This window comes from Pseudoclavibacter sp. VKM Ac-2888, assembly GCF_015351285.1.
In the GTDB taxonomy this organism is placed as follows: Bacteria; Actinomycetota; Actinomycetes; order Actinomycetales; family Microbacteriaceae; genus Pseudoclavibacter.
The window spans coordinates 469,045-483,574 of record NZ_JADKSM010000001.1; the positions used below are offsets into that span (position 1 = coordinate 469,045).

Here is a 14,530-nt window from a genome sequence, read left to right on the forward strand (position 1 = left end):
CGTGCACACAGAAAAGTGCTCTGTCAGCCTAGTCGGCAAGGTCAAGCGGAGGCAAGTGCCGCGCGCGGCGAGTTCCCCCGAGTTTCGCGGCGAGTCGCCGCCTGTGCTCCCTGGCGAGTTCGGATCAGGACGCCGCCAGCGAGGTCGCGTCGCTGCCGTCCTCGTTCATGAGCTGGGACCGGATGAGGAACCTCTTGCCCTCAGGTGCCTCCAGCGAGAAGCCCGAGCCCCGTCCTGGGACGATGTCGATCGTCAGGCGCGTGTGCCGCCAGTAGCTGAACTGCTCTCGCGACATCCAGAACTCCACGTTGCCCGCATCCGGGATCTCGGTCGTGCCGAGGAGCACGTCGGCGTCGCCCGTGAGGAAGTCGCCCGCCGGGTAGCACATCGGCGATGAGCCGTCGCAGCAGCCGCCGGACTGGTGGAACATGAGCGGACCGTGGCGGCGCCCGAGCGATGAGATCATGTCGACCGCGTCCTGGGTGAATGCGACCCTCGAGAAGGTCTCGCCAGGCACTGTCGGCTCTGCGATGAGCCCGGCTCCCCTGGCTTCGGGCCTCGGCTCGGTCTGCACTTCCTTGTGCATGTCAGTTCCCTCCTTCAGAGTGCGGCGCCCGGAGCGTGCCCGGACCTCGCTGGTTCCGTGACCGTACGTCGTGAGACTGTGGTCAAGGTGTGTTCGCGAGAATCTGAGCCGCTCCGGGGGCAGCGCCTATGCCACGACGCGGATGCCGAGAGTGTCCGTCGGCACGCTCTTCGTCTCCTTCGCGGTGAGCGCCGAGATCGCGGCGATGAGGCAGATGGCGCCGGTGAACGCCGAGATCACGACCCAGCCGCCCTCCTGCACGCCGCCGAGGGCCGCGACGATCGAGGGGGCGAAGCCGGCCATCAGGAAGCCGAGCTGGGTGCCGATCGCCATGCCAGAGAAGCGGACGCGGGCGCTGAACATCTCGCCGTAGAACGAGGGCCAGACGGCGTTGGCCGCTGCGTAGCCGAACGAGAACACGAGGATGGCGAGCCCGAAGGTGAGCAGGGTGTTCCCCGACGACATGGAGAGCATGTAGAACGGCATGACCACGGCGGACGAGATCGCGCCGTAGACGAAGACGGGCTTGCGTCCGATCCGGTCGGCGAGGATCGCGAAGAGCGGTTGCGTGCCCAGCGCCACGATGTTGGCGACCACCACCAGCCAGAGCGTCAGGTTCTCCGCCAGCCCGACTTCCTTGCCGTAGGCGAGCGCGAGGTTGCCGAACACGGTCGAGACGGCGGCGATGAACGCGCAGAAGATGACGCGCAGGACGTCGCGCCAGTGGTCGCGCATGAGCGGGATGAGCGGGATCCGGGCGATCTCGCCCTGCGCCTTCGCGTCCTGGAACGTCGGCGTCTCATGAAGGGTGCGACGGATGAAGAACGCGACGATGACGACGACGGCGCTCAGCCAGAACGGGACGCGCCAGCCCCAGCTGTACTTGATCTCGTCGGGGAGGCTCAGGACCGGGATGAACACGAGGGCGGCGAGGATCTGCCCACCCTGGGTTCCGGTGAGCGTCCACGACGTGAAGAACGAGCGGCGGTTGTCGGGAGCGTGCTCGAGTGAAAGCGACGCAGCGCCGGCCTGCTCGCCAGCGGCGGAGAGCCCCTGCATGAGGCGGCAGAGCACCAGCAGGGCTGGCGCGAACCAGCCGATCTGGTCGAAGGTCGGCAGGCAGCCGATGATGAACGTCGACAGGCCCATGAGCACGAGCGTGAACATGAGGACCCGCTGGCGTCCTATCCGGTCACCGAAGTGGCCGAGCACCACGGCGCCGATCGGGCGCGCGATGTAGGCGAAGCCGAACGTGGCGAGCGACATCACGAGTGCGGCGTTGTCGTCGTCCGGGAAGAAGATGATCGGGAAGATCAGCGCGGCCGCGGATCCGAAGATGAAGAAGTCGTAGTACTCGACGGCGCTGCCCATGAAGCTGGCCGCGGCAGCTTTCACGGGGGTCCGCTTGGCGGTCGTGGTTTCGGTCATTTCTGAGACCTCCATGTCTCGGATCGTGCCTCTTCGTCGTTGACGAGGCTCTGGAAGTGCTGGTGCATCCGGGTGGCGTCTGCATCCCTGCCCGTCACGAGGCGGAAGGTGTCGACCGCCTGGCCGACGGCCATAGCGCCGCCGTCGAGCGTGCGGCACCCGAGTGCGCGCGCCGCGAGGATCAGCTGCGTCTCGAGCGGGCGGTAGACGATGTCGGCCACCCAGAGCTCGGGTCGGAGCAGCTCGGCGGGGAAGGGGATCCCGGGGTGGTCGTGCATCCCGACGGGTGTGCAGTGCACGACTCCATCTGCCGTCGAGAGCAGCTCTGGCAGTGCGCCCATGCTCCCGCCTCGGATGCGGGGTCCGCCTGCTGCAGTCGCGTGCCGTTCGGCGAGGTCCTGCGCGAGCTGCTCAGCGCGCTGCGCATCGAGGTCGACGATCGTGAGCAGGCGTGTGCCGACTCGGATGAGCGCATCGGCGACTGCCGAGCCCGCTCCGCCCGCGCCCAGGAGGACAACCGAGTTCGTCTGCACTCCCCCGAGGCCGCCGCGGAAGGCGCCCTCGAAGCCTGTCGTGTCGGTGTTGTAGCCCACGCGTCCGTCCGGGGTGAGGAGGACGGTGTTGACCGCGCCCAGCGCTCGCGCGAGCGGGTCGATCCGGTCGAGCAGCGGGATGACGCTCTGCTTGCACGGGTGGGTAATGTTGAGCGCGTCGAAGCCGAGGCGCTCGGCCCAGTCGAGGATCTCGGGGAGTCGCTCGGGCTCGAGGCCGAGGGTCGTCAGGTCGAGCGGGCGGAAGAGCAGGTCCATGCCCTGCGCGCGTGCCTCCGCCATGTGCATGGGCGGCGTCAGCGACGGGGTCACTCCCGTCCCGACGAGTCCCATGAGGGTGGCGCGATGGTTGATCAAGGTACTCCTTTGTCCCAGACCGTCTAATGTACTAAACGGTGAGTACATCGTTCACGTTGTCGCACACGCCTGTCAAGTGCGCTGCAGGGTGTCTGGTGACTTAATTAACCATTTGGTACATTGCGGTATGCGTACCTCCATAGCCACCGTCTGTCTGGCCGGAACTCTCGTCGAGAAGCTGCACGCCTGCGCCGAAGCAGGCTTCGACGGCATCGAGATCATGGATGCAGACCTCACCGCCGCCTACGAATCGCCCGAGGAGATCCGCGCGCTCTGCGACCGCCTCGGCCTGACCATCGACCTGTTCCAGCCACTGCGCGACTTCGAGGGCGTCGACGATGCGACCCTCGCGGACAACCTCCGGCGCGCGAAGGCCAAGTTCGAGGTCATGCGACGCCTCGGAGCCTCCATGATCCTGCTCTGCAGCAACGTCGGCACCGCGACCATCTCGGACCGCACCACCACCGCGAACCAGCTCGGGATGCTCGCAGATCTCGCCGCGGAGTACAGCATCGACATCGCCTATGAGGCGCTTGCCTGGGGCCGCTACGTCGACGACTACCGAGACGCGTGGGAACTCGTGCGCCTCGCGGATCGACCGAACCTCGGCGTCTGCCTTGACAGCTTCCACGTACTGTCGCGAGGACACGATCCGGCCGCTATCGAGCGCATCGATGCAGACAAGCTCTTCTTCCTGCAGCTCGCCGATGCACCGGACATGGACCTCGACGTCCTGTCCTGGAGCCGCCACCACCGGCTCTTCCCTGGCGAGGGCGACTTCGACCTCACCCGGTTCCTCTCGCACATGCTCCGCGCCGGGTACCGCGGCCCCCTCTCCCTCGAGGTCTTCAACGACACGTTCCGCCAGACGGATGCCAAGCGCACCGCCGCTCATGCGCTCAGGTCGCTCCGGTGGCTGTTCGACCGCTCGGCGGCGCTCAACGGCTGGGACGACCAGCAGCTCGCCCCACCCCAGCCTCCACGGGCCATCGACTTCGTCGAGATCGCCGGTGAGGACCTCTCCGCGGTCGAGGCGACCCTCCAGCAGCTGGGCTTCGCCTTCGGAGGCAGACACCGCACCAAGCCCGTGCGACTCTGGCAGGCCGGTGTCGCGCGCATCATCCTCAACGAGCAGCGGCGGACGAAGGACGCGCGGCTCTCGGGACTCGGCGTCGAGGTCGCAGACGCCGGTGCGGCAGCCGGGCGCGCCCACGCCATCGGCGCGCCCGCCGTCTTCCGACGCAGCTCCGCCGGCGAGTACGAGCTGCGCGGTGTGGAGGCCCCCGACGGGACCGAGGTCGCCTGGAACTCACGGTCGGCAGGCGACTCCTGGCTGCCCGAATTCGTGGGCGGCGCCGAAGACGACAGCACGGCCTCGTCCCTGCACGGGGTCGTCGACCATCTCAACATCGCCTACCCGTGGCAGGAGTTCGATGAGGCAGTGCTCTTCTTCCGGAGCGTCCTCGCGCTCGACGCGGAGCCCGTCGCGGAGCTTCCTGGCCCACGGGGTCTCGTGCGCAGCCAGGTCATGCGCACACCGGACGGGGCAGTTCGCCTCGCCATGAACCTGGCCCCGCCGACTGCGCCCCTCCAGCCCCGACACATCGCGATCCGCGTCGACGACGCCGTCGCCGCTGCCAGAGCTGCGCGGGGGCGCGGCCTGCCCTTCCTGCCCATACCCAGCAACTACTACGACGACCTCCAGGCGCGCTTCGGCCTCGAGCACGTGGCCCTCGACGAACTGCGAGAACTCGACCTCCTCTACGACCGCGATGAGCAGGGCGCGTTCGTCCACTTCTACACCCCCACCATCGACGGGCTCTTCTTCGAGATCGTCGAGCGCCGCGGCGCCTACGACGGATACGGCGCAGCCAGTACCCCGGTCCGGTTTGCGGCTCAGCTGCACCACGCGGGAAGATACACAGATGACCGAGAACAGGGTGAAGCAGCGAGACGCTGAGCGAACCCGGGCCGAGCTGCTCGCTGAAGCGACATCGGCGTTCGCGGAGACGGGGTACTCGGGCACGAGCGTCGACGAGATCGCGAAGCGCAGCAGCACGACCAAGCGGATGATCTACTACTACTTCGGCAGCAAGGAGCAGCTCTACCTTGCGGTGCTCGAGGAGGCCTACCGTGGCATCCGCGTGGCCGAGCAGAAGCTGCAGGTCGATGGACTCGCCCCCTTGGAAGCGGTGCGGAAGCTCGCCGAGATCACCTACGACCACCACCGAGAGCACGCGGACTTCATCCGCCTCGTCGCGATCGAGAACATCCACCGGGGTCGGTTCATCCGGCAGCTCGACTCGCTGCGAGAGCTCGGCACCCCCGCCCTCACGCTCCTGGACGGGCTGCTGGAACGGGGGCGGGAGGCGCAGGTGTTCCGGGCAGACGTCGACGCGCTCGACGTGCACCTGCTCATCAGCTCGTACTGCGTCTTCCTGCTCGCGAACCAGTACACGTTCGGGTACCTCTTCGACGTGCAGCTGCAGGACCCGTCGCGTCAGGACCACCAGCGGGGCCTGATCGGCGACGTCATCGTCGCATGGCTGACCCGCGAGGAGTGATCCCCGCGGGTCAGCGCTCTGCGCGTGCAGTCTGAGTCAGGCGCGCGGCATCAGCGCGCGGCGAATCAGAAGAAGCCCAGCTTGTCCTCGCTGTAGCTCACCAGCAGGTTCTTCGTCTGCTGGTAGTGATCGAGCATCATGAGGTGGTTCTCGCGGCCGATGCCGGAGGACTTGTACCCGCCGAACGCCGAGTGCGCCGGGTAGGCGTGGTACTGGTTCACCCAGACTCGTCCGGCCTGGATGTCGCGGCCGGCGCGGTAGGCGGTGTTCCCCATGCGCGACCAGACGCCGGCGCCGAGCCCGTAGAGGGTGTCGTTCGCGATCGAGATCGCATCGTCGTAGTCGGAGAACTTGGTGACGGCCACAACCGGGCCGAAGATCTCCTCCTGGAAGATGCGCATGCTGTTCTGGCCCTCGAAGATCGTCGGCTGCACGTAGTAGCCGCCGGCCAGGTCGCCCTCGAGTTCGGCCCGAGCGCCGCCGATGCGCACCTTCGCACCTTCCTGGCGGCCGATCTCGAGGTAGCTGAGGATCTTCTCGAGCTGGTCGTTCGACGCCTGAGCCCCGACCTGGGTATCGGTGTCGAGCGGGTTGCCCTGGACGATCTTGCGCGTGCGCTCCGTCACGTCCTCGAGAAAGCGGTCGTAGATGGAGTCCTGGATGAGGGCACGCGAGGGGCAGGTGCAGACCTCACCCTGGTTGAGGGCGAACAGCGTGAAGCCCTCCTGCGCCTTGTCGTAGTAGGCATCGTCGCGGAGCGCGATGTCCTCGAAGAAGATGTTCGGGCTCTTGCCGCCCAGCTCGAGCGTGACGGGGATGATGTTCTGCGAGGCGTACTGCATGATGAGGCGCCCAGTCGTGGTCTCCCCCGTGAACGCGATCTTGCGGATGCGGGAGCTCGAGGCGAGCGGCTTGCCCGCCTCCGCGCCGAAGCCGTTGACGATGTTGACGACTCCGGGGGGCAGGAGGTCTCCGATGAGCTCGAAGAGCACGAGGATCGAGGTCGGCGTCTGCTCAGCGGGCTTGAGGACGATCGCGTTGCCGGCAGCGAGCGCGGGGGCCAGCTTCCAGACCGCCATGAGGATCGGGAAATTCCACGGGATGATCTGGCCGACGACGCCGAGCGGCTCGTGGAAATGGTAGGACGTGGTGTTCTCGTCGAGCTGGCTCAGCGTGCCCTCCTGGGCCCGGATGGCGCCGGCGAAGTACCGGAAGTGGTCGATGGCGAGCGGGATATCGGCCGCCAGGCATTCTCGGATCGGCTTCCCGTTGTCCCAGGTCTCGGCGACGGCGATGTACTCGAGGTTCTCCTCGATGCGGTCGGCGATCTTGTTCAGGATGATGGCACGTTCCGCAGGGCTGGTCTTGCCCCAGCCAGGGGCCGCCGCGTGGGCCGCATCCAGTGCAGCTTCGATGTCCTCGGCGGTTCCCCGCGCCACTTCGGTGAACGGCTGACCCGTGACCGGTGTGATGTTCTCGAAGTACTCGCCCTTGACCGGCGGCACCCACTCTCCGCCGATGTAGTGCTCGTAGCGGGGCTTGAACGAGACGAGGGACCCGTCTGTGCCCGGCTTCGCGTAAACAGTCATGAGGACTCCTTTGTCCGAGGGAACTCTTCCCTGGAAGCGTAGGAGCCCCGACGTTGCAATCGGGTTGCACTCGAGGCGGCAGCGATTCGGCGCAGGGCACTCAGGACTCGAGGGCCTCGATCTTCGCCACGAGCCTCGACCGGGCGGGCGCGTGGGGTGGGAGGACCGTGAGCGCCGTGCGGAAGGCCTGCGCGTCCTGCGCGACTTCCGGCAGCTCGAGATACCTGAGGAGCGTGGCCGGCTCCGCGGAGCTGAGGACCTGATCTCGGAGGGTCGCCGAAAGCTCCGCGCGCAGCTCGCGGATACCGGGGGCCTCCGACGTGGGCAGCAGCTCCCCGCGGTAGGACTCGACGGCCGCGGCCACGTCACCTGCCTCCAGCAGGTCGAGCACGTCGACGGCATCGCTCGCGAGGCCCTGCGCCACCCGGTAGGGGCGGGGCACGAGGTCGAGACCGCGCTCAGCGAGCACCGGCCGCAGCCGCGCGATCTCGGCTCTGAGCGTGACCTCCTTGGCGCTCTCGCCGTAGATTCGGAGCGCGAGCTCGCCCGAGGTGAGACCCGAGGGCCGTGCGGCGAGGAGCGTCAGGATCTCAGCGTGCCGACCGCTCAGTTCGACCGGTGCACCATCGACGGTGGTGAGCCTGGCGCGGTGGACGCCGAGCGTGCTGATCCTGCCCGCCGCGACGGTGCTCGCCGTCGCGGGTGTCTCTGGGTGAACTCCCGGCTGCGTCGAGTGGCGCGAGAGCAGCACGGCGAGCCGCATCTCCGCCTCCGCGGCCGCGACGGCGGCGCGCATGAGGGCAAGCGAGTGCGGGCCGACGGCTCGTTCATCACCGGTGAGGTCGATGGCACCGACCGCGATGCCGGAGAACGGGTCGCGGATGGGCACTGCGGTGCAGCTGAGCAGCTGCACGGCTGGCGCGAAGTGCTCAGCGCCTGCGATCTGGACGTCCCGACCCGAGGCGAGCGCTGTCCCTGGGGCGCTCGTCCCGACGGCGGCCTCCGACCAGTCGGCGCCCTCGACGAAGTCCATGCGCTCGGCCCGACGGAGTGTGGCGCTGTCACCCCGCACCCAGAGCAGTCGCCCCTGTTCGTTCGTGATCGCGACGATCAAGCCAGTGTCTCGCGCCGGCTCCACGAGGAGACGATCGAGCACGGGAAGGACACGCTGCAGGGGGCTGCGCTCCCGCGCCGCCGCAAGCGGCTCGAACTGGTCGAGATCCCGGGCCCGTGCGTTCGCAGGGCTGCCGAGCAGCTGCAGCGATCTCAGCCAGGAGTCGCGGACCACGCTGCGGAGTCCGGCGACCGCCGAGCGGAGCTCAGCGGAGGCGCCCAGACTGCCATGCGCGTCGATCAGGGTGTGTGCGGATGCTGCGGCAGCCTGGTCAAGGCCAGCTATCTCGCCACTCTGCGGATGCACCTCGCAGCCTCCTCGGATTCGCGGCAGCGAGTGCGTCGATGCACCCGCTGCCGCGAGCCTAGGCGACTCTGCCTGAGTTCTCCCGTGGCAAGCAGCGGCCGGCCGACGGGAGCTCCGATCAGTCGGTGCTCAGCACCTCGCGGAGCGTGTCGAGGCCGAGTCCACCGAGGTCGAGGGCACGCGAATGCCACGCCTTGAGGTCGAAGTCGTCACCGGCACGAGCCTCGGCATCTGCACGGAGCTCCTCCCAGATCCGCTGCCCGATCTTGTAGGACGGCGCCTGGCCCGGCCAGCCGAAGTAGCGGTTCACCTCGAACTTCACGAAGCCGTCAGGCATGTTCACGTGCTGACGCATGAAATCGAGCGCGTACTCGTAGTCCCAGACCTTGTCGCCCTCCGGCACCGTCTTGCCGAGGTGCACTCCGATGTCGAGGACGACACGAGCCGCGCGCATCCGCTGCCCGTCGAGCATGCCGAGGCGGTCTGCCGGCTCGTCGAGGTACCCGAGCTGCTCCATGAGGCGCTCGGCGTAGAGCGCCCAGCCCTCGCCGTGCCCGGAGGTCCAGTTGTTGCGACGCCAGGTGTTGAGCTGGTCGCGGTTGAGGGTCGCACGGGCGATCTGCAGGTGGTGACCCGGGACGCCCTCGTGGTAGACCGTCGTGAGCTCGCGCCACGTGTCGAACTCCGTCACGCCGGGGGTGACCGACCACCACATGCGTCCCGGACGCGTGAAGTCCTCGGATGGGCCCGTGTAGTAGATGCCGCCCTCTTCGGTCGGGGCGATCATGCACTCGAGTCGACGCATCGGCTCGGGGATGTCGAAGTGGCTCTCGGCCAGCTCGGCGACCGCGCGGTCGCTCGTCTCCTGCATCCACGCCTGCAGGGCGGGCGTGCCGTGCAGCTTGCGGGCGGGGTCGAGCTCGAGGTGGGCGATGGCTTCTGCGACCGTCGCACCAGGGAGGATCTCGTTGGCGATGGCCTCCTGCTCGGCCTTCATGCGCGCCAGCTCGGCGAGACCCCACTCGTAGGTCTCGTCGAGGTCGACTGCCGCGCCGAGGAAGCCTCGCGAGGCGAGCGCGTAGTGCTCGCGTCCGACGGCGTCCGTGTTGCTCGCAGCGGGGAGGAGCTCCTCGTGGAGGAACGTCGTGAACGTGCCGTACGCCGCGGAAGCGAGCTGCGCACCGTGACGAAGCTGCTGGCGGAGCTCGTCCGAGACCTCGCCGGTCGCCGGGCTCGATGCCGCGAGCTGCTCGAAGAAGTTGCCGCTGGCCGCGTACTCGCCTGTCTGCATCGCAACTTCGCGGACCTGGCGCTTCGCTGGCACGACGCCGGCGTCGATGCCCGCGCTGAGACGCTCTGTGTAGCCCTCGATCGCGGCGGGGAGGTTCTCGAAGCGCCGCGCGATGTCCTCGAAGTCGCTCACGGTCTCGCGCGGCATGAGGTCGAACACCATGCGGATGTCCTGTGCCGGAGACGCGATGTTCGAGAGCTCGCGCAGGTGGAGTCTGGCATCGATCATCTCGATCTCGAGGCCAAGGCTACGGCGGAGCTCGAGCGCGGTGACCCGGTCGACCTCGTCGGCTTCGGTCAGCGTGTCGAGCTTGCTGAGCACATCGACGATCGCGGCGCGCTTGCGGGGCGCCGCGGCCGAGGAGTAGTCGCTGTACTCGGCCTTGTCGCCGTCTGCGCCGAGTTCCACGCGACGCTCGGGAGAGAGCTCGATCTCTGTGGCGACCCAGGCCTCCGCGAGCCGGTCGATGTCGGTCTGCGGTCGTGTCTGACTGGTGTTCTGGTGGTGCTGAGCGGAAGTCGTCATCCCCCAAGCCTAAGCTCGCCCCTCGGAAGAATCACCGAGAGGCGAGCCCCGTGTGCCTGCTACAGGGAGCCGCGGATGGGGCGGACGGTGGCGGCTAGTGGCCGGCGTCGTCCCAGTTCGGTCCCCGGCCGATCTGCACCTCGAGCGGCACGGTGAGGTCGGCTGCGCCGGCCATCTCCTCGCGCACGATCGCCTCCAACGTCTCCCCCTCACCAGCGGCAACCTCGAACACGAGCTCGTCGTGCACCTGGAGGAGCATCCGCGATGAGAGCTTCTCGGCGCCGATGCGCTCCTCGATGGAGTTCATCGCCCGCTTGATGATGTCTGCGGCCGACCCCTGGATGGGCGAGTTGAGCGCCTGACGCTCGGCGTTCTCGCGGGCGATGCGGTTCGTCGAGTGCAGGTCGGGGAACGGGCGCCTGCGGCCGAAGATCGTCTCGGTGTAGCCGTCCTCCTTCGCCTGCACGACGACGTTGCGGAGGTAATCGCGCACCTTGCCGAAGCGCTCGAAGTAGTCGATCATCAGCTTCTTGGCCTCGGCGACCTCGATCTGGAGCTGCTTCGAGAGGCCGAACGCCGACAGTCCGTAGGCGAGGCCGTACGACATCGCCTTCACCTTGGAGCGCATGGCCGGCGTGACGTCGGTCGGCTCCACGCCGAACACGCGAGAGCCGACGAAGCGGTGGAGGTCCTCCCCCGCGTTGAACGCCTCGATGAGCGCGGCGTCGCCGGAGAGGTGCGCCATGATGCGCATCTCGATCTGCGAGTAGTCGGCGGTGAGGAGCGACTCGAACTCGGGCCCGTGCACGAACGCGCGACGGATGCGGCGTCCCTCGTCGGACCGGATCGGGATGTTCTGCAGGTTGGGGTCGTTCGACGAGAGACGGCCGGTCGCCGAGCCGATCTGGTGGTAGCTCGTGTGGATGCGCGAGCTGTCGTCGACCGCCTTGAGCAGCGACTCCATGATCTGCCGCAGCTTGACCGAGTCGCGGTGCTTGCGGAGCGCGCCGAGGAAGGGGTGCGGACTGTTCCGCTCGAGATCGGCGAGCGACTCTGCGTCGGTGGAGAAGCCGGTCTTCGTCTTGCGGGTCTTCGGCATCTCGAGGGTCTCGAACAGCACGACCTGCAGCTGCTTGGGCGATCCGAGGTTGATCTCGGTGCCGCCGATGGCGTCGAACGCCTCCTGCTCGTACGTGCGGATGCGCTCGGACAGGTCGTCGGCGAGGCCCTGGAGGAACTCCCGGTCGATGGCGACGCCCTGCAGCTCCATGCTGGAGAGAGTCGCGAGCAGGGGCGTCTCGATGCTCGTGAACACGTCGAGGGTGCCCGGTTCGAGCATCTCGAGCGCCGCGGTCGTCGCGCGCTGCGTGTACCAGGCGTCGCTGGCGACCAGCGAGGACTCGTCCTCGAGCTGGAGCTGGTTCGGGTCGGACTCGGGCAGCTGCTCGTCGAGACGCATCTGCACGAGCTCGGCGAGACGCTTCGGCGCGTTCTGCGGGCGGTAGAGCCAGGCGGCGAGCTGACCGTCCTTGACCTGGCCGCCGACGTCGAGCCCCGCGATGGTGAGCGCCTTCAGCTGCGGCTTGGCGTCGAACATCAGCTTGGGGGCGTCGCTTGCGAGCCACGCCTCGAAGGGGGCATAGTCGACGCGCTCCGGAATCCAGTGCAGCTCGGTCGCCTCGGCGGCGGTGGAGATGCCGACCGCGACGACGGTGCCGTCTGCGCCGTGGGAGACCGTGAGGCCGAGACCCTCCGGAGTCGCCTCGACCGCCTTCGCGAGCCACTGCTCGAGTTCCTCATCGAGGAGCTCGGGGCGCACGGGCGCCGCGACGGCCTCCGCTGGCGTGATGTCGTCGCCAGCTTCGTCGGCGAGCTTCAGGACGCGGTCTTGGAGCGTGCGGAACTGGAGCTTCGTGAAGATCTCGCGAACCGCATCCGCGTCGATCGCCCCGCGGGACAGCTGCTCGGGTGCGACGGGCAGCTCGACGTCGTCGACGAGGCGGTTGAGCTTGCGGTTGCGCACCGCGTTCTCCCGGTGCTCGCGGAAGGACTCGCCGACCTTGCCGCCGATCTCGTCCGCGTGGTCGAGGATGCCCTGAAGGGAGCCGTACTGGGCGAGCCACTTGGCCGCGGTCTTCTCGCCGACCTTCGGCACGCCGGGCAGGTTGTCGCTCTTCTCGCCGACGAGGGCCGCCACGTCTGGATACTGCTCCGGGCGGACGCTGTAGCGCTCCTCGACCTTGGCCGGGTCGTAGCGCGTGAGCTTGGTCACGCCCTGCGTGGACGGGTAGAGCAGCGTGACGTCGTCGGTGACGAGCTGGATCGAGTCGCGGTCGCCAGAGACGACGAGGACCTTGAAACCCTGCTCGCGCCCCTGCCTGGCGAGGGTCGCGAGGATGTCGTCGGCCTCGAAGTCCTCCTTCACGATCGTCGTGATGCCCATGGCGTGCAGTGCGTCGCGGAGCAGCGGGACCTGACCCTTGAACTCGACGGGAGTCGCTTCCCGACCCGCCTTGTACTCCGGGTACTCGCGGGTGCGGAACGAGCTGCGGGAGATGTCGAACGCCACGGCGATGTGGCTCGGATTCTCGTTCTGCAGCAGGTTGAGGAGCATCGAGACGAAGCCGTGGATGGCATTCGTGTGCTGCCCCTCGGCGTTCACGAAGCTGTCGACCGGCAGGGCGAAGAACGCCCTGAAGGCAAGCGAGTGGCCGTCGATGACCATGAGGGTAGGCTGATTTTGCGCTGACACACGGTCAGCCTACTTGCCGCCCCAGACACTGCGCCGATGCGCGCGTGTTGTGGGGCGTTCTTCGAGGAGGAAGCCTGATGACGCACCTGGAAACGCCGACGACGGTCAACGGGCTCAGCATCCCCGACCAGCACGAGGTGACCTACGGCCGAGGCTTCGGGGCGCTCGCCGAGCGCATGGGCATCCTCTGCGTCGAGCTGAGCCCCGAGCGTGCCGTGGCCGTCATGCCGGTCGAGGGGAACACGCAGCCGATCGGCCTCCTGCACGGTGGCGCCTACTGCGTGCTGGGCGAGTCGCTCGGGTCCATGGCCGCGAACGTGCACGCCGGCCCGGGAAGGTTCGCGGTCGGCATCGACATCAACGCGACCCACACGGGCTCCGCCGTGAGCGGCTGGGTCACGGGCGAGTGCACGGCGGTGCATCTCGGCGGGTCGATGACGGTGCACGAGATCGTCATCACCGACGAGGCGGGCAAGCGCTGCTCGACGGTCCGCATCACGAACCTCATCCGCACCGCCAAGTAGCATCAGGCGAATGCGAAGAAGCCCTCACCGCGTCAACGCGGTGAGGGCTTCTGCTGATCGGGGCTCGGCTATTTCTTGGCCGAGAGCTGCTGGATGACCGCCTGCGCGACCTCCTGCATCGTGAGGCGACGGTCCATGGATGCCTTCTGGATCCAGCGGAACGCCTCTGGCTCGCTGAGGCCCATCTTCTGCGTGAGGAGGCCCTTGGCGCGGTCGACCTGCTTGCGCGTCTCGAAGCGCTCGTTGAGGTCGGAGATCTCGGCTTCGAGCGCGATGAGCTGCGCGTGGCGAGCCAGCGCGATCTCGATGGCCGGGAGCAGATCGTTCTGCGTGAACGGCTTCACGACGTACGCGAGGGCGCCCGCCTCCGTCGCGCGCTCGACCAGTTCCTTCTGGCTGAACGCGGTGAGGAGCACAACCGGGGCGATGCTGTCCTTCGACAGCTGCTCGGCGGCAGAGATGCCGTCGAGCTGCGGCATCTTGACGTCCATGATGACGAGGTCGGGGCGAAGCTCCTTCGCGAGGGCGACCGCGGTCTCACCGTCGCCGGCCTCTCCGACAACGTCGAAGCCGTTGTCGCGAAGGATCTCCACGATGTCGAGCCGGATGAGCGACTCGTCTTCGGCGACGACAACACGTCGCGGGGCTTGAGAGGTTTCCTGTTCAGTCACGTAGTGAGCTTACGATACTGTGTCCGAGGTGAAGCGCCGGCTTGGCGGAATGGCAGACGCGGTGCACTCAAAATGCTCTGTCCGAGAGGGCGTGTGGGTTCGAATCCCACAGCCGGCACGGTTCTGAAGGCCCCCACTTCCCAGTGATTCACTGGCGAGTAGGGGCCTTCGTCGTTCCCTCGATGCGCCCTCGGCCCACAGTCGCAGAGATGTGAGCGAGATTCAGCGGAGAGCGCGGCCCCGTGCGTTTGCACATTCGCACTAGTCTTTGC

General features: G+C 67.7%; 11 protein-coding genes and 1 tRNA gene. 4 read left to right on the forward strand and 8 right to left on the reverse strand.

The genetic code is table 11. The features are described from left to right. Nucleotides 1–124: 124 nt before the first annotated feature. The 3 genes from ITJ61_RS02205 to ITJ61_RS02215 all read right to left on the reverse strand — a co-directional run bounded on the left by ITJ61_RS02205 (nt 125) and on the right by ITJ61_RS02215 (nt 2,919). Nucleotides 125–586, reverse strand: a complete 462-nt coding sequence (locus tag ITJ61_RS02205; RefSeq protein ID WP_104306614.1) for a DUF779 domain-containing protein — start codon at nt 584–586, stop codon at nt 125–127. 126 nt (nt 587–712) lie between these two features. Further along, the gene (locus ITJ61_RS02210) at nt 713–2,014 is read right to left on the reverse strand and encodes an MFS transporter (protein ID WP_194685324.1); all 1,302 of its coding nucleotides are present in this window, start codon (nt 2,012–2,014) and stop codon (nt 713–715) included. Continuing rightward, entirely contained in the window at nt 2,011–2,919 is a 909-nt protein-coding gene (locus ITJ61_RS02215; protein WP_323744383.1) for a shikimate dehydrogenase, read from the reverse strand. The genes ITJ61_RS02210 and ITJ61_RS02215 overlap by 4 nt, the downstream gene beginning before the upstream one ends. A gap of 130 nt (nt 2,920–3,049) precedes the next feature. On the opposite strand from ITJ61_RS02215, the gene ITJ61_RS02220 reads away from it, so the two are divergent. Next, nucleotides 3,050–4,882: a sugar phosphate isomerase/epimerase and 4-hydroxyphenylpyruvate domain-containing protein gene (locus ITJ61_RS02220; protein ID WP_194685326.1), complete on the forward strand. Its 1,833-nt coding sequence runs from the start codon at nt 3,050–3,052 to the stop codon at nt 4,880–4,882. After that, nucleotides 4,848–5,486 (forward strand): TetR/AcrR family transcriptional regulator, encoded by a 639-nt coding sequence (locus tag ITJ61_RS02225; RefSeq protein WP_104299016.1) that lies wholly within the window; start codon nt 4,848–4,850, stop codon nt 5,484–5,486. Before ITJ61_RS02220 ends, ITJ61_RS02225 begins: the two co-directional genes overlap by 35 nt. A 65-nt stretch (nt 5,487–5,551) precedes the next feature. Here ITJ61_RS02225 and ITJ61_RS02230 read toward each other — a convergent pair whose 3' ends face one another. From ITJ61_RS02230 to polA, 4 genes are all read right to left on the reverse strand, one after another. Further along, nucleotides 5,552–7,075 carry an aldehyde dehydrogenase family protein gene (locus ITJ61_RS02230; protein ID WP_104299015.1) on the reverse strand — a complete coding sequence of 508 codons (1,524 nt, stop codon included), beginning with the start codon at nt 7,073–7,075 and terminating at the stop codon, nt 5,552–5,554. A gap of 100 nt (nt 7,076–7,175) precedes the next feature. Then, entirely contained in the window at nt 7,176–8,495 is a 1,320-nt protein-coding gene (locus ITJ61_RS02235) for a helix-turn-helix domain-containing protein (RefSeq protein WP_104241236.1), read from the reverse strand. 118 nt (nt 8,496–8,613) lie between these two features. Then, a complete protein-coding gene (locus ITJ61_RS02240) occupies nt 8,614–10,311 on the reverse strand; it encodes a DUF885 domain-containing protein (RefSeq protein ID WP_194685327.1) in 1,698 nt (565 codons plus the stop codon). A 94-nt stretch (nt 10,312–10,405) separates the two neighbouring features. Then, nucleotides 10,406–13,036 (reverse strand): DNA polymerase I, encoded by a 2,631-nt coding sequence (gene polA / locus ITJ61_RS02245; protein WP_194685328.1) that lies wholly within the window; start codon nt 13,034–13,036, stop codon nt 10,406–10,408. A gap of 104 nt (nt 13,037–13,140) precedes the next feature. On the opposite strand from polA, the gene ITJ61_RS02250 reads away from it, so the two are divergent. After that, entirely contained in the window at nt 13,141–13,587 is a 447-nt protein-coding gene (locus ITJ61_RS02250; RefSeq protein ID WP_104241239.1) for a PaaI family thioesterase, read from the forward strand. Nucleotides 13,588–13,655: 68 nt separating this feature from the next. On the opposite strand, the gene ITJ61_RS02255 is transcribed toward ITJ61_RS02250, so the two are convergent. After that, complete coding sequence (locus ITJ61_RS02255; protein ID WP_104241240.1) at nt 13,656–14,258, reverse strand: ANTAR domain-containing response regulator; 603 nt, start codon at nt 14,256–14,258, stop codon at nt 13,656–13,658. A 35-nt stretch (nt 14,259–14,293) separates the two neighbouring features. Here ITJ61_RS02255 and ITJ61_RS02260 point away from each other — a divergent pair. Next, nucleotides 14,294–14,376 (forward strand) — tRNA-Leu (locus tag ITJ61_RS02260). Nucleotides 14,377–14,530 lie beyond the last annotated feature (154 nt).